5 protein-coding genes are annotated in these 21,254 nt (G+C 65.5%); all 5 read right to left on the reverse strand.

Annotation, left to right across the window (positions count from 1 at the left end):
* Window positions 1-9,888 (reverse strand): non-ribosomal peptide synthetase (locus GH2_RS05810; protein ID WP_066164378.1); only part of this gene is annotated, 9,888 nt, incomplete at its 3' end.
* A complete protein-coding gene (locus tag GH2_RS05815; protein ID WP_066165428.1) occupies window positions 9,885-17,828 on the reverse strand; it encodes a non-ribosomal peptide synthetase in 7,944 nt (2,647 codons plus the stop codon). The genes GH2_RS05815 and GH2_RS05810, both read right to left, overlap by 4 nt.
* A 56-nt stretch (window positions 17,829-17,884) precedes the next feature.
* The gene (locus tag GH2_RS05820; protein ID WP_066164380.1) at window positions 17,885-18,709 is read right to left on the reverse strand and encodes an ABC transporter permease; all 825 of its coding nucleotides are present in this window, start codon (window positions 18,707-18,709) and stop codon (window positions 17,885-17,887) included.
* Window positions 18,706-19,521: an ABC transporter permease gene (locus GH2_RS05825; RefSeq protein ID WP_066164382.1), complete on the reverse strand. Its 816-nt coding sequence runs from the start codon at window positions 19,519-19,521 to the stop codon at window positions 18,706-18,708. The genes GH2_RS05820 and GH2_RS05825 overlap by 4 nt, the downstream gene beginning before the upstream one ends.
* A complete protein-coding gene (locus GH2_RS05830; protein ID WP_066164385.1) occupies window positions 19,518-21,071 on the reverse strand; it encodes an ATP-binding cassette domain-containing protein in 1,554 nt (517 codons plus the stop codon). Before GH2_RS05830 ends, GH2_RS05825 begins: the two co-directional genes overlap by 4 nt.
* Window positions 21,072-21,254 lie beyond the last annotated feature (183 nt).

Below are 21,254 nucleotides of genomic sequence, written 5' to 3' on the forward strand. Positions count from 1 at the left end.
ATCGGCGAACAAATCGGTCAACGACCGACCGGCATTCACCGTCTCCGTCACCGCAACCGGCAACCCAGCCAACACCGCACGCTCACCCGCAGACAACACATCCACATCACCCACAGGCAACAACGGATCAGCACACAGCGACTCCAGAACGCGGACGAAACGATCAGCGAACGCCTCCACACTCGAGTTGTCGAACAGGTCGGCGGCCGCGACGACAGCTGCATTCCAAGATCCGTCGCCGAGTTCGACCGTGACCGTGAGGTCGCGCTGCGCCGGGAACTCCTCTGGAGGCATCGGCGCGAACTCGATGCCGCTGATCTCGACCGGGCTAGCCACTGACGCGGCGTCTCGGGCCGCGACCAGCATGACCTGGGTGAGCGGCGTGAACGACTGGGAGCGAACCGGGTTCAGCGCGTCGACGAGGATCTCGAAGGGCACGTCGGCGTTCGCGAAGGCCTCGACGTCGACGGACTTGGCCTGGCTGAGAAGCTCCTCGAACGTTGCTCCGGAATCGACTTGCAACCGCAGGACGAGGGTGTTGACGAACATGCCGATCAACGAATCGAGGGCTTCCCGACCGCGCCCGGCGACCGGGGTGCCGACGGCGATGTCGGAGGTCCCGGTGAGGCGCGCGAGGGTGACGGACAGTCCGGCGTGCAGAACCATGAACGGCGTGACACCGTGCTGTTCGGCAACCGTGCGAACGCGCTCGGCGACCGCGTCGGGGACGACGAACTCCGACCTGACTCCGTTGCCCGAAGCGACCTGCGGTCGCGGGCGATCGGCGGGGAGTTCGAGTACGTCTGGCAGGCCCTCCAGAGTCTGTGTCCACCGGGACAACTGCGATCCGACGACCGAGGTCGGGTCGTCGGGTGAACCGAGGACGTCGTGTTGCCACAGCGCGTAGTCGGCGAACTGAACGTCAAGCGGCGCGAACTCCGGCGCACGGTTATCGGCACGCGCTGCGTACGCCTGGACGAGGTCAGAGACGAGCGGAGCGAAGGACTCGCCGTCGGCGGCGATGTGATGGAGCACCACCGCGAGGACGTGATCCGCCGGGCCGCGGCTCCAGAGTCGCACGCGGATCGGCCAGTCGGTGTCGACGGCGAATCCGGATCCGATCGCGTCTGCGATCGCTTCGTGCGAGTCGACGCGCTGCCAATCGAGCCGCTCGTCGATCGCGTCGACGCTGTGAATCGACTGGTAGGGCTCTCCATCGGTGCTCGGGTAGGTGCTGCGCAGAACTTCGTGGCGTGACACCACGTCGACGACGGCCGCGCGCAGGGCGTCGATGTCCAGGGCACCGCGGAGGCTCATGACCAGCGGAATGTTGTACGCCGGAGACTCCGGCTCCAACCGGTTGATGAACCACATGCGCTGCTGGGCGAACGACAACGGAATCCGATCAGGACGCGGTACCACAGCCGTCACCGGCGGCAGTGCCGCAGCGCGCCCCTGTACGGCGGCGACCAGTTCGCGGACGCTCGGGCCGTCGAAGATGTCTCGGACGGACACCTGCACGCCGAGTGCGTCGGAGGCACGAGCGGCGAGACGCATCGCAGCGAGCGAGTTCCCGCCGAGATCGAAGAACGACTCGGTGACGCTCACCCTGTCAGCACCGACGAGGCCGGCGAAGACCTCGGCGACGGCGGCTTCCGCATCCGACTCGGGCGCCACGTACTCGGCGGCCTCGAACTCCGGATCGGGCAGTGCCCGCCGGTCCACCTTGCCCGCCGCGTTGAGCGGCATCTCGTCAAGCAGGACCCACACCGTCGGACGCATGTACTCGGCGAGCTCGGCGGCGATCGACTCCTGCACAGTGGTCAGGTCGACCGTGGCCGGGGCCGCGTATCCGACCAGCTGATCACCCGCCGGTCCGGCCACGACGCGCGCGGCAGCGTGCGTCACGCCCGGCGCGTCGGCGATCGCGGTCTCGACCTCACCGAGCTCCATCCGCTGACCGCGCAGTTTCACCTGGAAGTCGGTGCGTCCGAGGTACTCCAGCTGCCCGGTCGCGTTGCGTCGGACCAGGTCGCCGGTCCGGTACATGCGCGCACCGGTGTGGCCGAACGGGTCGGCGACGAATCGCTCCGCCGTCAGGTCGGGGCGTGCCGCGTAACCGCGTGCCGACTGAACGCCGCCCAGGTACAGCTCGCCGGCCACACCGTCGGGCACCGGGTGCAGGCGGGAGTCGAGAATTAACGACGTGGTGTTCTGCATCGGCGTACCGATCGGCACCACGCCGTCGACGTCGTCGAGGACGGTCGACATCGTGTAGACCGCCGCTTCGGTGGGGCCGAAGAGGTTGACCACCTTCACGTTCGGCACCCGTTCGACGAACCGGTGGTGGACCGCCGGCGAGAGTGCTTCGCCACCGCTGAACAGAACCTGCAGGCCCGGCATCAGGTCGGCGTCGTCAACCACTTCGAGGAACACCGAGAGCAGCGACGGCACGAACTGCGCGACGGTCACTCCGGTCGCCGCCATCAGGCGCGCCAGGTACTGCGGGTCACGATGGCCTTCGGCCTCGGCCACCACCATCGTCTGGCCCGCAGTGAGCGGCCAGAACAGTTCCAGGACGGAAGCGTCGAAGGTGTGGATCGTCTTGAACAGCAAGCGCTGCTCGCCGTCGGGAACGAACTCGTCGAACCAGGCCACGAAGTTCGCGACCGCACGGTGCGAGATCGTGACGCCCTTCGGCCGTCCGGTGGAACCGGAGGTGAACAGGGTGTACGCAGCGTCGTCGAGGCGCAGCGGTGTCGACCGGTCCCCCGCATCCAACGGCTGCGTGCCCGCGGGGATCTCCGCATCGACGTCGATCTCGATGATCGGAGACCTGGCTCCGAGCGTGGCCACGGCGCTCGGGACGGGGCGACCCGCTTCCACGACCACGGGGCCGACACCGGCCGTCGTGATCATGTACTCGGAGCGGTCGAGCGGAGTCTCGGGATCGATCGGCACGTACTGACCGCCGGCGGCCATGATCGCGTGGATGGCGATGACCGTTCCCGGCGTCCGACGCATGGCAACACCGACCGCGACGTTCGGGCCGACACCGACGGCGATCAATTGGCGCGCGAGTAGCGCGACCCGCTGGCCGAACTCGGCGTACGAGAACGTCCGGTCCTCGGTCACCAGTGCCGGACGGTCCGCTGAGTCGGCGATACGTCCCGCGACCAGGTCGGCAATGGTCTGACCGGCCTCGGCGACCACGGTGCCCGCGGAGTTGTTCAGCAACCGCGTCGTCTCTGCGGTGTCGACCATCGGAGCGTCGCCGACGGGCTGGTCGACGTCAGAGAGGAGTTCGGTGAGCACCTGCACGAACCGCGCCGAGTACTGCTCGACGGTCGAGTGGTCGAACAAGTCGGTGGCGTAGGTGAAGATCGCCGACCAGTCGGTGTCGTCGGCGCCCGTGGAGATGGTCAGGTTGAGGTCCACCTGGGCCGGGGCCTCGGTGATGTCGATCGGCGTCACCGTCATCCCGGCGACCGTTGTCGACGTGGTCGCAGCAGCGATCGGGTCGACGGACAGGATCACCTGCGCCAGCGGTGAGAAGGCCTCCGAACGAACCGGATTGACTGCGTCGACGACCGATTCGAACGGCACGTCAGCGTGAGCGAACGCATCGAGATCGGCATCGCGGACGTGCTTCAGAAGATCGGCGAACGACGTTGCGGGCTCGATCTCGGTACGGAGGACCAAGGTGTTGACGAACATGCCGACCATGGCGTCGAGCGCTTGCTGACCTCGACCGCCCACCGGGGTGCCGACAGCGATGTCGGTGGTTCCGGTGAGACGTGCCAGCAGTGCGGCGAATGCCGCGTGCAGGACCATGAACCGGGTGGCGCCATGCTGAGCCGCGACCGTGTCGATTCGGCGTCCCAGCTCTGCGGGAAGAACGAAGTCGTGGAGTGCGCCGTCGTGGGTCGCGACCAGCGGCCTCGGACGATCGGTCGGGAGATCGAGGACATCCGGCATCCCCGCAAGGTTCCGGGTCCAGAAGTCCAACTGCTCACCGAGCACGGACGACGGGTCGTCGGGAGCACCGAGCACCTCACGCTGCCAGATCGCGTAGTCCGCGAACTGCACATCGAGCGGAGCCACGTCGGGCACCGAACCGGCGACGCGCGCCGAATATGCGATCAGCAGGTCGGCGGCGAGCGGGCCGAACGACTGACCGTCGAAGGCGATGTGGTGCGCCACCAGTCCGAAGGTGGCCTGGCCGTCACCGGTGTGCACGAGCCGCGCGCGCAGGGGAAGGTCACGGGACACGTCGAAACCGCGACGGAGGTCTGCCTCGAGCTGATCCGCCGATTCGACGACACGCCAGTCCAGCGCGTCCGGTACGGCGTCGATGTCTGTCACCGACTGGTACGGCGTGCCCTCCACATCGGGGAACGTCGTGCGCAACACCTCGTGGCGTGACATGACGTCGACCGTCGCTGCCCGCAGCGCATCGACGTCGATCTCACCGGCGAGCTGGAACAGCGCCGGGATGTTGTACGTGGCGAGCTCGGGTTCCATCTGGTTGATGAACCACATGCGCTGCTGCGCAAACGAGAGAGGAACAAGTGCCGGGCGCGCCTCCGCATACGTGACCGGCGGCAGTGCCGGGGCGCGTCCAGCGACGGCCGCCGCCAGTTCGCGGACGGTCGGGGCGTCGAACAGGTCTCGGATGGAGACCTCCACCCCGAGGGCGTCCGACACGCGCGCCACCGCGCGCATCGCAGACAGCGAGTTGCCGCCGAGATCGAAGAAGGATTCGGTGGCCGACACGCGGTCGGCACCGACCAGGCCGACGAAGACCTCGGCGATGCGCTGTTCGGCGTCGGTGGCCGGCGCGACGAACTCGGCGTGCGTCACGACCGGAGCGGGCAGAGCCTTGCGATCCACCTTGCCGGACGACGTGAGAACCATCGTGTCGACAGGCACCCAGACGGACGGGCGCATGTACTCGGGCAGTGCTTCCGCAACGGCCGCGCGGAGCCCGTCGACGTTGACGCTCGACGGGCTGAACCAGCCGACGAGTTGGTCGCCACCGCCGATCGCGACCACCGACGCCGCGGCGTGCACGACACCGGGCGCGGCGCTGATCGCCGACTCGACTTCACCCAGCTCCAATCGCTGGCCGCGGAGCTTGACCTGGAAGTCGGTGCGACCCAGGTACTCGAGCTCACCGGCGGCGTTCCACCGCACCAGGTCACCGGTTCGGTACAGCAGAGAACCGTTCCCGACCGGATCCGCGACGAAACGTTCGGCCGTGAGGTCAGCACGGGAGGCGTATCCGCGCGCGAGCTGAACTCCCCCGAGATACAGCTCTCCCGGCACACCCACCGGAACCCGCCGCAACCGCGCATCGAGGACGACGGTGCTGGTGTTCGCGACGGGTGCGCCGATCGGCACAACGAGCTCACCGAGGGCGACACGGTGCGCTGTCACGTCGACTGCGGCCTCCGTGGGGCCGTACAGATTGTGCAGTGCGACGTCCGGCAGACGCGTCAACAGGGAATCCGCGACAGTCGGCGTGAGGGCCTCACCGGAGGTGAACACCGTTCGCACCGAAGTGAGTTCGGCGGTCCGTGCGCCCAGGACGTCCGTGAAGGTGGCGAGCATCGACGGTACGAAGTGCAGAACCGAGACCTGCTCGGCTGCGATCAGCTCCGCCAGGTACTGGGGGTCACCGTGCCGATCCGGCTCAGCGATGACGAGCGGAACGCCTGCGATCAGCGGCCAGTACAGCTCCCACACCGAGACGTCGAAGGTGGTCGGAGTCTTCTGGACGACCCGGTCTTCGGAAGTCATCGGATATGCGGCGTCCATCCAAGCGAGACGATTGACGATCGCCTCGTGGCTGACGGTGACGCCCTTCGGCCGCCCGGTGGACCCCGATGTGAAGAGCGTGTACGCGGCATTCGACGCCCGCAATGCGCCCGCACGCTCAGCGTCGGCGATCGCTGCGGTCGAAAGGTCGATCTCCCCGGAAGCATCCACGCCGAGCAGCCGAACGCCTGCAGCAAGCCCACCGAGTGCATCGGGCGCCTCGACGCCCGCACGCACCAGCACGAGCGAGACACCCGCCGTCGCCACCATGTACTCGGCACGTTCCCGCGGCGCCGACGGATCGATCGGCACATAATGCCCACCGGCAGCGGTGATCGCGTGGATTGCGACCATCATCTCCACCGACCGCTCCATGCACACACCGACGGCGGCGTCCGGGCCGATTCCCGCCGCGATGAGCTCGCGGCCCAGGGTCGCCACGCGCGCACCGAACTCGGCGAAGGAGACACTTCTCCCCTGGAACACCAAAGCGGTTCGGTCCGAGTGGGCGGCGACCGATGCCGCGACCATCGAAGCCAGGGTGTCGGCCGAAACCGTCAGGTCGTCCCCGCGCTCGAATCCGGAGACCAGCGCCGACTCGTGCTCGGTCAGGAGCGGTGCGTCGCCGACCACGGTCGCAGGCGCGGCGGTCAGGGCCGACAGCAGCTGTACGAGCTTGGCGGTGAGGTCGTCGACGGTCGACTGATCGAACAGGTCCGTCGCGTAGGTCACCGAACCCGACCAGTCGCCGGTCGGGTCTGTGGACACGACGACGGTGAGATCCACCTGCGACGGGACGTCGGTGGCGGGAATCTGCTCCAGCCGGAGGCCTGCGACATCCACGGTGTCGACACCGCCGAGCGAGGCCGCGGGATCGAATGAAAGCATCACCTGTGCGAGCGGCGCGAAGGCCTCGCTGCGAATCGGATCCACGGCGTCCACGACGGCTTCGAAGGGAACGTCGAGATTCGCGAAGGCATCGAGGTCGACGGCCTTGACCGCATCAAGCAGGTCCGCGAAGCGGGCGGCCTGGTCGACGGGGGTGCGCAGGACGAGCGTGTTGACGAACATGCCGATCTGGCGGTCGAGGACCGCCTGACCGCGTCCGGCAACAGGCGTCGAGACCGCGATGTCGTCCGTCGCGGACAGTCGAGACAGCAGCGTCGCGAGCGCGGCGTGGACCACCATGAATGCCGTCGCGCCATGCGTCGCGGCGAGGGCTTCGATCCTCTCGGCGACATCAGCGGGGATCGAGAAATTGGTTTCCGCACCGCGGTAGCTCGCGGTGGCCGGACGGGGACGATCGGTCGGCAGTTCGAGCACGTCCGGGACGTCGTCCAACTGCTTCCGCCAGTAGTCGAGCTGCCCGCCGACCACTGACGTCGCATCGTCAATGTCTCCGAGGACGTTGTGCTGCCACACGGCGAAGTCTGCGAACTGGACGGCCAACGGTTCGAAGGCCGGCGCACCGCCTGCGGCCCGTGCCGAGTAGGCGACGAGAAGGTCACCGATCAACGGTCCGAACGATTCACCGTCGGCACCGATGTGGTGCACGACGAGTGCGAAGACATGCTCATCAGCCGAAACTGTCAGGAGACGGGCTCGGATAGGCCATTCCGTGGAGAGATCGAAGCCGTCGGTGACCGCAGCATGGACGTCGTCCGCCGAGGTGACGAGGGCCCAGTCGAGTCGCTCTGAGACAGAGTCCGACGGTGCGATCGACTGGTAGGGACGGCCCTCCTCATCGGGGAAGGTGGTGCGCAGAACCTCGTACCGTTCCACCACATCGACGACTGCCTGCCGGAGCACGGCCGGATCGAGCGTCCCCGTGAGCTTGAGGACCGCCGGGATGTTATAGGTTCCGGAAGCGGCGTCGAACCGGTTGATGAACCACATCCGCTGCTGTGCGAACGACAGGGGTATGCGATCCGGTCGCGATTCGACGGCTGCGATGGGCGGCAGCGCCGGCGCCTTGTCGCCTACTGCGTTCGCGAGTTCCCGAACACTCGGGGCATCGAAGAGGTCGCGCACGGAGAGGTCGACGTCGAGCGCTTCGCCAACACGGCCGACGATGCGGGCCGCCGCCAGTGAGTTGCCGCCGAGATCGAAGAACGATGCGGTGGCGCTGATCTCGTCGATGCCGAGCACCTCGGCGAACTGTGCCGCGATGCGCTGCTCGGTGTCGGTCTCGGGCGAGACGAACTCGTCGGACCCCAGCGTGGGTTCGGGCAGGGCGCGGCGGTCGAGCTTGCCGTTGACGGTGAGCGGAAGCTGGTCGAGTTCCACGATGACGTCGGGGACCATGTAGCCCGGCACGTGGGCGCCGATCGCGCGCCGCAGTTCCGCCGAGTCGACGACGACGCCGTCGGCGGGCACCACGTAGCCGACCAGCAGGTCGTCGCCGTTGGCGGCCTTCGTGACCTTGGCTGCGGCACCGGAGATCTCGTCGACGCGGAGCATGCCGCCCTCCACCTCGCCCATCTCGACGCGGAAGCCGCGGAGCTGAACCTGGCCGTCGCTGCGGCCGAGGTACTCGACGGTGTCGCCGCGACGGATCGCCATGTCGCCGGAGCGATACATGCGGGTGCCGTCGGCGGCGAAGGGATCGGCGATGAACCGGGTGGCGGTGAGGTCCGAACGGTTCTGGTAGCCGCGAGTCACCTGCGTGCCGCTGACGTAGATCTCGCCGGGCACGCCGTCGGGAGTGTGGCGGAGTCGTTCGTCGAGGACGTGAACGGTCAGTGCGGGCAGGCCGTCACCGACATCGGAGGCATCAGTCGACTCGACCAACTCTGCGCTGAGGGCACGGAACGTGGAGTGGACCGTGGTCTCGGTGATGCCGTACATGTTGACTACGACGGTCTGCTCGTCCGGGAAGCTTCGGTACCAGCGACGCATCTGCTCGAAGCTGACGGCCTCACCGGCGAGGACGGCGTACCGGATCGTGGAGTCGACGTGGACGCGCTCGCGCGCCTCGACGTACTGATAGAACGCCGATGGCGTCTGGCTGAACACCGTGACGCCCTGTTCGGCGAGGAGTTCGACCAACTGTCCGGGCTCCCGTGCCACCGCGCGGTCGACGACCAGCAGACGACCGCCGAACAGGAGCGGACCCCACAGTTCGAACACCGACACGTCGAAGGCGTGCGAGTGGAACATGGACCACACGTCGTTCTCGGTGAAGCCGTAGTGGATCTGAGCGGCCGCCATCAGCGCGACGACGTTCCGGTGCTCCACCTGAACGCCCTTCGGCCGACCGGTGGAGCCCGACGTGTAGATCACGTACGCGGAGGCCGAGGCGGGGATGCTCGCGGGCAGTTCGGCGGAGGATTCACGGCCGGCGGCGATCAGCGCCTCGAGGTCCCACCGGGGCAAGTCGAGTTCGTCGAGACGGTCCCCCACCGAATCGTCCACGAGAAGGCCTGTGGGACGCGCGTTCTCGACGATGTACCCGAGACGTTCCGTCGGGTGGGCCAGATCCAGCGGAATATAGGCGCCCCCAGCCTTGAGGATGCCGAGGATCGCGACGGGCAGATTGACCGTCCGACTCACCGCAAGGGCGATACTCGTGTCCACACCCACGCCTCGGTCCACGAGAGCCCGCGCGACCGCCGTCGACTGATCATCGAGTTCGATATACGTCAGTTCCCGGCCATTCGGGTCGGTGACCGCCGTCCGATTGCCGAAGCGGTGGACCGCGGATGTGAACAGCCCCGGAAGCGAGTTCAGATCAGTGGTACCGACGAACTCCAAAGCTGCCGACCGCAGCGCGGTGACAGCCTTCGCGGAGGCGAGCAGGGCATCGACGGGCGTCATCTCGGGTGTCTTGACGATCGCCGACACACCGGCGGTCACCGCACCATCCGTGTCGAGGCCCTGGTCGGCGAGCACGCCCGCCGTCGCCGACAGTCGCGTGTAGAGGGCGGCATAGGTGACGGGGCCCGAGGCGCCCTCCAGTGCGGTCACGTCGGGCGCCAGTGTCGCGGCGACCTCCAGCAGGTCCAGCGTCGCAGGTGTTCGGCCCCAGTTCTGCGTCAGCAGGGTCGACTTCGCCTGACGATCACTCATTGCTTCACAGTCTCCTCAGTCACACTGCCGCCAGAGGCGGCCTCCGCGTTAGTACGTAACGCGTGCAGTACTTCCTCCAGTGCCTCAGAACCGGCTTCCGCCAGTCCGGGCACCATGCTCATCACCGTCATGGTGAGCAGCGAATCACGGTCACTGTCCGGCATCGCCGTCGCCAAGACATCCATCGTCGACGTCAAATCAGCGAAGGTGAGGACGGTCCCGTCGCGCTCAATCGCCGTCGCGATGGCATCTGTGTCAGTAGCCTCTGCCACCAAGTCGCCGAGATTACGGGGGGCGGTGGCCTCATCGCCGACGGCGTCGACCGAAGCCTCGTCGACCACGATGTCGCCGATGATCACGTCGGGGTCGGCGGCGATCGTCTCCAGCACGCGGAGGTATCGGCGCACCATCGCCTCGGCTGTCTCCCGCTCGAACAGGTCCGTCGCATAGATGAGTTGTCCGCGCACAGCCCCGTCGGTCGACGGCGCCTTGGGATCACTCGGGAACAGCGTGAGTTGCACATCCACCTTCGCCGAGGTGAGTTGCTCCTCCTCCGCCTCGATCACCAGACCGGGCAGCGAAACATGCGGGAAGGTCAGGTTCTGGAACACGAACATGGCCTGGAACACCGCGTTGTGCGAGCGAGGAGTGGAGCCCGCGACCCTGGCGACGATGTCGTCGAAAGCCACGTCGGCGTTCGCCATCGCTTCGAGATCGTCTCGACGTACGCGATCGAGCACCATCCGGAACGACTCTCCCGGTTCTGTCCGTGTCCGCATCGCGAGAGTATTGACGAACATTCCGACGACCCCGTCCAGTTCACCGACATCTCGGCCTGCGTAGGGCGTGCCGATCACGATGTCGCGTTGGCCGGACAGCTTGGCGAGCAAGACCGCGAAGGCAGCGCGCGTGATCATGAACGGCGACGCGCCGGAAGCGATCGCAGCAGTCTCCAAATCCGACATCACACCAGCGTCGATCTTGAAGTCGACGGCGTCGCCGACGAAGCTCGGGCTCTTCGGGCGTGTCTTATCTGCGGGCAGTTCCAGAACCGGCGGTGCGCCGGCCAGTCGTTCGGCCCAGAAGTCCAATTGTTGTTCGGCCCGGGTGCGACCGTTGCCACCGACAGCGGCGAGTTGCTCAGCGCGCCATAGCGCGAAGTCCGCGTACTGAAGCGGCAGCGGGGCCCAATCCGGAGCAGTTCCCGCCGCGCGGGCTGCGTAGGCGGTCATCATGTCGATTGCCAGGGGTGCCATTGAGCTGCCGTCGCCGCTGATGTGATGGATCACCAGCACCAAGACGTGCGAATGATCACCAGTCCTCAGGACGGCCGCGCGGATCGGAAGGTCGGTCTGCACGTCGAATCCGCGTGCGGTGACAGCCGCGACGGACTCGGCGAGCGACCCGGTCGCGTCGGAACGGATCAGTTCCAGTCGCTTGCCGGCCGCTACCGGGTCGATGATGTTCTGCAGGATCTCGTCACCGACCATCGGGTAGATGGTGCGCAATGCCTCGTGGCGACCCACGACGTCTGCGAAGGCGAGACGCAGAGCGTCGATATCCAGTGCACCGGTCATCTCCAGCGCCATTGCGATGTTGTACGCGGCTGATTCTGGGTCTCCACGGTTCAGCAACCACATGGTGCGCTGAGTGCCGGAGACGGGAACCATCTCGGTAGTGGTCCTCGGACGGAGTGGCGCGGACGGCGCCTCATCCTCCGCGGCGCGGACCGCCTGCGCGAGCTCCGCGACAGTCGGCGCCACGAACAGATCCCGCACACCGGTATGACGGCCGGTCAACTTGCTGAGTTTGCCTGTCAACGCCGTCGCCGACAGCGAGTTACCGCCGAGGTCGAAGAAGTTGTCGTATCGTCCAACACGTTCCACCCCAAGGATCGAGGCGAAGAGTTCGGCGATCGACGCTTCGATGCCAGGTTCTGGCTCTTCATAGGCGATGTCAGACGTCAGGTCCACCTCGGGCAACGCAGAGCGGTCTACCTTACCGACGTTGTTGACGACAAAAGCTGCCACCGGCAACACGGTGTGCGGCACCATGTGCCCAGGCAACAGCCCCGCGACGTGAACGCGCACGTCGTCGCCGTTCGGAAGCCTCCCGTTGCTCGGCGTCACGTACGAGATCAGGACAGGGTCGCCCGCCGGCCCTGGCACACCGACGGTGAGGGCCGCCGCCACCCCGGGATGCGTTGCCAGGGCCGCATCGATCTCGCCCGGCTCGATCCGCATGCCACGAATCTTGAGCTGAAAATCAGTGCGGCCCAGGTACGTCAAGACACCATCGGGGCCGCGCGTCACACGGTCACCCGTGCGGTACATCCGGGCACCGGAGGCGAATGGGTCAGCGACGAACCGGGAGGTGGTCAGATCTGGGCGGCCGAGGTAGCCGAGCGCTATCTGGTCGCCGGCCAGGTACAGCTCACCGGGGACGTCGGCCGGAGTCGGGCGCAGAGAATCACCCAGAACGTACGCGTGGACTCCCGGTGCAGCGGTGCCGATCGTAACCTCGTCGTCGGCGCTCAATGGCCCGGCAGAGGTCGCCCAGATCGTCGATTCGGTTGGGCCGTAGAGGTTGAAGAATCTCCGGCCCGCCGAGGCCCAACGCCGCATCAGTTCGGGCGGGCATGCTTCGCCGACGCTGGCGAGCGTCTGCAGAGTCGGCAAGCTCTCCGGCTCCAAGCTGATCATCGCCGACGGGGTCATGACGACATGGGTGACGAGGTGCGCGGCGATCAGATCGGCAAGATCGTCTCCGGCAAAGACGTCGGCCGGGCTGATCACCAACGCGCTGCCACTGCACAGTGCCATCGTGATCTCGAAGACAGATGCGTCGAAGCTCAGCGCCGCCACCTGCAACACTCGGCTGCTCTGATCCAGACCAAGAATCGTCCGCTGGTTCACGGTCATGTTCGCCAGTCCGCGATGGCTGACTGCGGCAGCCTTCGGTTTACCGGTCGAGCCCGAGGTGTAGATCAGGTAGGCGAGGTCGTCGATCGCGACGGAACGAACGAGCTCGTCCTTCCGGATCGGAGTCGTATCGATGCCGGCGTCAGAAGAATGATCGACCGTCAACCAATCCACTGTTCCCGGGGCCGCGTCCCGGAGACTCGCCACCGTCAGTCCGAGAGCGGCACCGCTGTCGGCGAGGATGTCGTCGCGACGCTCGTCCGGAAGTGCGGGGTCAATGCTGACGAACGCCGCGCCTGCTTTAGCGATCGCCACCATCGCGAGAGCCGCGTACCCGGATCGGCCGATACCGATGGCGACCAGGTCGCCTGCACCGATACCCCGAGCAATCAAGGTGCGGGCGATCGCGTTCGACGTCGCATCGAACTCCGCTCGCGTCCATTCTCCGTCTGGGTGCACGATCGGCCCGGGCGCCGCCTGCCCGTGACTGTCCCAGAGCTCGCCGAGCGGCATGGGCTCCGCAGCGGTGGGCCTCGGCTCTGCGAGTGCAGCGAGTTCGTTTTCCCCGAGTACATCGATGCGACCGATCGGAGCGTCGAGCCGGCCCGAAGCGATCTGATCGACGACGCGTAGCAGGTAACCGGCGACGGCCTGTACGAACGTCCGGTCGAACAGGTCCGTCGCGTACGAGAATTCGATTTCGTACGTGTCATCGGTATCGACCACGCTGACCGCGAGATCGTACTTCGCGGCAGGTACCCGCGCATCGACGAGTTCGAAGCTCTCGGCACCGGAACGCAGTGCGCTGGTGGTATCGGAGAGCATCGTGAGGCTGACTTGGAACAGCGGAGTGTGCGCTGCCGAACGCGTCGGTGCAAGTTCGGCGACCACACGCTCGAACGGAACCACGGCGTGCGCCATCGCCCGTGCACGCGTCCGGTGTGAAGCGGTCAAGAAGTCGCCGACGGTCGTCTCCGGACGCACGTCGCTACGCAGAACAACCGTGTCGACGAACATGCCGACCAGAGGGCTGAGTCGATCGTCATCTCGACCGCCGACAGCTGTGCCGATGGCGATGTCGGACGTCCCCGAGAGCTGGGCGAGCACCACTGCGAAGGCACTGTGGATCACCGAGAAGGGTGTGACGCCGACGTCTTTGGCACGCTCGGCCACACGGTGCACGAGAGCAGCATCGGCGACGACGTCGACATAGCCTCCTCGACCGGAGGCGACGTGGGGGCGTGGCCGGCTTGTGGGCAACGCAATCAACTCTGGGAGCCCGTCGAGCTCTCGCCGCCAGAAGGACAGTCCGTCGATAAGCGCGTCGGAACCATCGAGGACACGACTCTGCCACATGGCGAAGTCGGCGTAGTCCAACTCCAGTGGAGTGAAGGTGGGAGATCCACCGGCGCTCCGAGCGCGATAGGCCGCCATCAAATCGGCGATCAACGGGATCAGCGAGAAGCCGTCCGCCGCGATGTGATGAACCACAAGGACTAGGACCAATTCGTCGCCCGCACGGACGAGTCGGGTGCGCAGCGGAGTCTCACTGCCAAGGTCGAACCCGAGTGATGCGAAGCGTGTCACCGCAGTCGTGACGTCAGCGTCGCGGCGTTCGTTGAGATCGATCCCGCCGAGCGCGTCGTCAGTTGTGCGAATCACTTGGATCACACGGTCGTCGACCTGTGCATAGGTGGTTCGCAGCGTCTCATGGCGTTCGATCACATCGGTCAGGGCGAGTCGCAACGCATCGAGATCGATGTCCACCGGCAGTCGGACAGCACCCGGCATGTTGTAGGTTCCCGCTGCCGTGTCCATCTGATTGACAGTCCACAACCGCGACTGCGCGAGCGACGCCGGAATCTGCTCCGGTCGGAGTTCGACGTGCACGATGGCGGGCACCGTGGCGCGATTGGATCCGGAGGAGATCGCGGCTGCGAGCTCAGCCAAATCCGCCGATTCGAAGACGTCTGTCAGCTGCACGTCGAGTCCGAGTCCGTCACGCGCGCGGGTCACGAGGCGGGCCGCCACCAGTGAGTCGCCGCCGATCGCGAACAGGTTGTCGCGCATGCCGACCCTCTCGGCGCCAACCAGTTCAGCGACCAAACCGGCAAGTGCTCCCTCGAGTTCCGACTCGGGCGCCACATACTCAGCAGACTTCAGTGCAGGAATGGGAAGCTGTTTGCGATCGAGCTTGCCGGAGGCGTTCAACGGCAGCTCGTCCATCATGACGATCGTGGTCGGCACCATGTGCGAGGGCAGGCGCCGACGGCACCACGCGAGAAGCTCCGGCTCAGAGACTTCTCCGGCACCGGCGCGGACGTAGCCGACGAGGGTCGGGGTCTCGGCAATGTCTTCACGGACCATCGCGACTGCGATGTCAATGGCCGGGTGCGCCGCGAGGACGTTCTCCACTTCGCCGAGTTCTACCCGTTGACCGCGGATCTTGACTTGAAAGTCGGTTCGTCCGAGGTAGTCGAGTTCTCCATCGACGGTCCAGCGAACGAGGTCGCCCGTGCGATACATGCGAGATCCGTTGGATCCGAACGGATCGGCGACGAAGCTGCCCGCCGTGAGTTCGGAGCGGCTGACGTAGCACTGTGCCAACTGAACGCCCGCCAGGTACAGCTCACCGGGCGCTCCGGTCGGCTGAGGGTGCAGACGGTCGTCGAGGACATAGACCTGACTGTTGGGGACCGGCTTACCGATGGTGGGAGCCGTTTCGCCGTGTGTCACTCGATACTCGGTGATGTCTACCGCGGCCTCTGTCGGACCGTAGAGGTTGACCAGATCCACCGTTCCGTCGACCAGCGCACTCGCCGCCAGCGGGCCTCCGAGAGCCTCACCCGAGGTGAATATCCGGTCCAGCGACTCAGCGAACAGGTTCTCACCTGCCGGTCGTGAGACCCGCGACTCAATGAAGACGTCCAGCATCGACGGCACGAAGTGTGCCACTGTCACGCCGCTGTCACGCATTTCTCGGTGCAGGTAGTGAGGATCGCGGTGTCCATCCACACGCGCTATCACCGTGGTCGCCCCGATCGCCAGAGGCCAGAAGAGTTCCCAGACCGACACGTCGAACGTGATCGGCGTCTTGTAGAGGACTCTGTCGTCCTCGGTGAGCGGATAGTGCTCCTGCATCCACGCCAGGCGGTTGAGAATGGCGCGGTGCGAGACTGCGACTCCCTTCGGCGTTCCCGTGGACCCGGACGTGAAGATCACGTACGCAATCGAGTCCGCGGGCACGTCGGCCGTCCCGAAGATTCCGACGGGCGCGCCGGCGGCTGCCGCAATGAACGCTTCGTCGATCACACACGTCGCCTGCGCGGTGCTCGTCACCTGGTCGCGGCGATCTTGCGGGTCCGTCGGATTGACCGGAACATAGGCTGCGCCCGCCGTGATCGTCGCGTACACCGCCACCAGTTGATCCACGCCACGTGGGAGCGACACGATCACGCGATCCCCAGGATTCACGCCCGCCGCCGTGACACGAGTGGCCAACGCTCGGCGGCGTTGGTCGAACTGGCGGTAGGTGACTTCGACATCGCCCTCGATGAGGGCAATCGCGTTAGGTGTCGCGGCGACGCGGGCCTCGAAAGCGTCGAGCAGATTGCCGTCCGCACCGTCGTACGAACATGCGGGGCCACGCTCGTGTTCTGCAATGGTGGTTCGGTCGAGCGCTGTCAGCAAGTCGACGTCGCTCAATCTCGTGTCGGGTTGAGCGATCACCCGCTGGACGAAGGTGAGGAAACGGTCGAGGTGGGTTTCGATCTCTTGGCGCGAGTAGAGATGCTCGTTGCCATGCAGGTCGACGACGATCGGTGCGGTCGGACTGGACTGGTAGAAGTTGACGCGCAGGTCTTCGAGGATTCCGGAAGCCAGAATCTGGTATTCGACGTCGGCGCCGACGATCTCTATCGGGCGGTCGAAGAAGACCATGTTCACGACAGGGCCGAACGACGCGGTGTTCGCATCTCGAAGTCCTGCGTCGATCCGGATGTCCTCGAATCGGTATCGCTGATGCCGCAGCACACCCGTCATCTCGATCTGCGTCTGCGCCGTGAGCTCACGCAGCGTCAACTCAGCGGCACCGGTCGCCCGTACCGGGAGCATGTTCGACACCATGCCACTGGCGCGCTTGATCTTGGCGGTGGCGCGTCCGGTCACGGGCACGCTGAGCACCACCTCATCGGTTCCCGTCATGCGTGACAGGTACGCGGAGAAACCCGCTGTCAACAGCACCGCGAGCGAGACGTTCAACTCTGCGGCAAGCGCGGACAGGCGGTCTTGCAAGGCATCATCGAGCGCGCGTCCGGCCATGATGTTGATCGGCGACAACGGCGCAGTGGCCGCATGCTGAGCAAGTGAAACACGCTCGGGGAGATCGGCGACATGGGCTGCCCAGTACTCGCGGTCACGTTCGCGGCGGCTACTGGTGGCATATGTGGAATCGTCGCGAACCAATTCAGTGAGCGAGGCTCGCGGCTTCTCGACGAACGGTTCTCCGTTGACATCGGCGTTGTACTCGTCGACGCCTCGCAGCAAGGCGTTCAGTGCTGAGTACCCGTCCATGATCGCGTGGTGCCCTCGCATGTACCAGAGATGGCGATCATCGGCGATACGGATCAACACCGCGCGCGCCAGACTCCCCGGTTCCAGTAAGTCCACTTTGCGCCGGTAATCGTCGTTCATGAATGCGTGCGCGGCAGCAAGCGGATCTCGTTCGGCTCGGAGGTCAACAGACTCCAAGTGGAAGGGCAGCGCGTAGTCGACAGTCTGCATCGGCACGCCGTCCACATCGATGAACCGCGTGAAGGCCGCTTCCAACTCACGCGCCCCCTGGTCGTGGATACGAGTCAGGAGGTCGGTATCAAGAGGTCGTTCGCTGTCTACGATGTCGAGATAGTGCGCGACGTTGACCGAATAGTTCGGAGACATGCTCTCCGCGAACCACATCCCCCGCTGTGCGGCGGTCAGCGGTAGGAACTCTCCGTTCACTAGCGACCCCGTTCCAGTCACGTTCAATCACCCTTCACCTGTGCGCGTCTGCACTGCCATCGATCGCGTACCCATCATCACCGATTGGTCGCAGCCCGACGATATCCCCGCAACGCCGGATAGACGCTGACACCGGCGAACAACAGCGTCCAAATCGCCACCTTGATCAAGTTCGTCGCCATGGGCCCGCCAAGGGCGAAGGACCGCATCACCTCGATCGCCGGCGACATCGGCTGGTTCGCGACGATCGGCTGCAACCACCCCGGATACCCGTCGACCGGGGAAAACCCTGAGTTGAAGAACATCATGACGCTCATCAGCAATCCGAGATACTGCACCAGTGGTGCACCCGTCGACGAGTTGACCGCGAGCGCGAGGACGAATACCGCGTATGCGCCGCCGAAGACGATTGGAACCGCGATCAGTCCGAGCGCACCTAACGGCCCCTGCTCAAATCTGAAGCCCATCGCATACCCGATCGACAGCAAGACGATCGTCACGACGAATATTCGCACGAGTTCTGCGGCAACCCGGGACGTCAGGTCGGCCGCGCGGTTGATCGGGAGCACGTACAGTCGGGCGAGAAGCCCCGTCGACTGTTCCTTGTTGAGCCGTACAGCCGACACCATGGAACCGCCCATCGCACCCACGATGATCATCAGCGGCACTGTGCCGTAAAGACTGTTCTCGCCGGTGCTGCTGCCGACCGCGTCGCCCAGTACGACTTTGATCAAAACCAGTGAGATTGCGGGAATGATCAGTGACTGGAGGACTGTCACAACGTCGCGGACGTAGACGAGCAGTTGCCGCCACGTCAGGACCCGGGTCGCACCGAACCACGCGGTCAGCGAACGCTCGTTGGAATCACGCAGTCCTGGCTGCGCCATCGCTGTCGCCGTCATACGCGGACTCTCCTCGCACCGATGACAAGGAGCACGCCCGCGACAGCGGCGAGGCCGACGCACCACCACACGGTCGGCTGAATGACGTCCCAGGTAACACGTCCTGGCGAATCAGCCGCGCGCATAGCCTCGACGAACTGCGAGATCGGCTGGTTTCTCGCGAATCCTCGGATCCACTCCGGGAATCGCTCTTCAGGCACGAATCCCGTCGACACCATGCCGAGGATCATCGTAGGCAGTCCGAGCATCTGGCTGGTCGCTTGCGGGCTGCCTGCCACCAGTCCGATACCGTCCGACATCAACGCCAGCAACAGCCCGATTCCCAGCGCGATCGCGAACAGCAGAACTGTTCCGGACGCTCCACCGTTCGGCCGCCAACCGATGATCAACACTGCCACTGCTCCGCAGATCAACGAGACGACAAGCAGCGCCACATTTGTCGCCAAGCGTGCAAAGAAGGGCACGACTCCAGACATTGGCAACACACGGAACCGCGAGTTGATTCCGCCGCTGACATCGAATGCAGACCTCATTGCTGCGGAAGTGGCTGCGAAACTCACGGCCTGCAGGATGATGATCGGCATCAAGAACTGCCCGTAGTCCATGCCCGGCATCGAGTCCATGATCTTCCGCAAGGGAAGGAAGAAGCAGAGCGCCAGAAAAGCCGGCGAGATGAAGGCGAAGAGGAACTCGCCATTCCGCAGAACCTTCAACAGTCCGCGCGCAGTCAGGGTCCACCATTGTCGGAATGTCCGGAGCCATGGCGACGCGATGTCATCGATGGCTTCCGGACCGTGGTCGATCAACGTCACGGGCGATCGTCCGCCTCGGAGCCGGACCCATCACCGGTCAACGCAAGGAACACCTCATCCAGCGATGGACGGCGTAACGCGATGTCGGCGAGCGGGATCTTGGCTGCCTCAGTTCGACGAATCACCTCGGCGAGGGTTGTCGGGCCGTCTGGAGCAGGGACCGACACGGTGAGGGCATCCGGCTCGGAGTTCTCGGCGTCGCCGATCATGTCTCGAAGTCGCGCACGCAAACGGGGGAGGTATGCAGGATGGGAAGGAGTGATCTCGCAGTAGGCGGCGCCAGTCTCCGCTTTGAGTTCGTTCGAGGTGCCTTCGGCGATGACGCGTCCCTTGTCGATCACGACGATGTTGTCTGACAGGACGTCGGCTTCCTCGAGGTACTGGGTCGTCAGCAGAATCGTGACACCGGAGTCACGAAGCTGCTCCACCACCGTCCACACGTCCTGGCGGCTACGCGGGTCCAGACCGGTCGTCGGCTCGTCCAGGAACACGACCTCGGGCTTGGTGACCAGACCGCAGGCGATGTCAATGCGTCGGCGCATACCACCCGAGTACTGGCCCACACGGCGGCCCGCCGCCTCCGTGAGGCCGAACTCCGCGAGGAGTTCATCGGCGCGAACTCCTGCAGACTTCTTCGTCATCCCCAACAGCCGTCCGAAGAGAATGAGGTTCTCCCGCCCAGTCAGCGCCTCGTCCAATGCAGCGAACTGACCGGTCAGCATGATCGCACGGCGAACCCCGGGAGCGTCATCAGCTACATCGCAACCCGCCACTGTCGCTGAACCTCCGTCCGGCTTGAGCAGGGTACAGAGCATATTGACGGTCGTGGTCTTACCTGCGCCGTTCGGACCGAGGAGCGCAACGATCTTGCCCTTCGGGACGGAGAAGCTCACGTCGTGAACGGCGACGAACTCACCGAACCGCTTGTGCAGCTTGGATGCTTCGATCGCGATCTCAACCGGCGCGTCGTCAGCGAGGTGGTCCGCGACGATCGTCGGGAAGGCCACGGTGCTCGCATCGGCGAGTTCGCGCTCAGCAGCAGTCCGGATCGGCTCCGGTTCTGCGGGGCCCGACGACATCACGTCCCACATCGCGTGGCGGGGAACCGACCGCTCGGCGGGTTGTGACGAACGAACGTCAATCGTCGGCTGCGGCGTCGCCACGGAACTACTCAGGCGGCTGAACGGCAGCCAAGGCATCTCGTCCGCAACCCGGCGAGGACGGACAGGCTCCCTGGTCGGCTTCGCCGCATGTCGTCGCTCGGAACTGATCGCGGGCTGCGGAGCCACCTCAGGCTTACTCACATCCGACGTCGGGGCTTGCGCTCCCCCACGTGCCGCCGGAGCGCCAACCGGAGAGACCGGGCGGACAGTCTCTGCGGCCGGGTCGCCGGCCTGGCCATCGGTACCGAGTTCGTGGCGCCACGCCCGCAGTTCCTTGAGAATGGGATCGTCTTCTGGCGTCCAAGGCATGGTGTCCTGGAGTGGGTCCGGAACGTACGAGGCACGGTCCCGGCCACTCGTCTGGTGACCGTCAGTACCGTCTTCCATACATCCCTTCCTCACGGTTAACCGCCCCCGAGTGGTTAACTCTATCGAATCTATCGTCGCTATCAGCGGCTGCGTTAGCCCGCGCCGTGCGGGCGATCCCACCCGTCACGCGGTCACGATGTCCACTAGCGAACATCCTTCACCGTTCGAGATGCACGAATATTCGAAACGCGGTCACAGCCT

It is taken from the genome of Gordonia hydrophobica NBRC 16057, from assembly GCF_001592365.1.
Lineage (GTDB): Bacteria > Actinomycetota > Actinomycetes > Mycobacteriales > Mycobacteriaceae > Gordonia > Gordonia hydrophobica.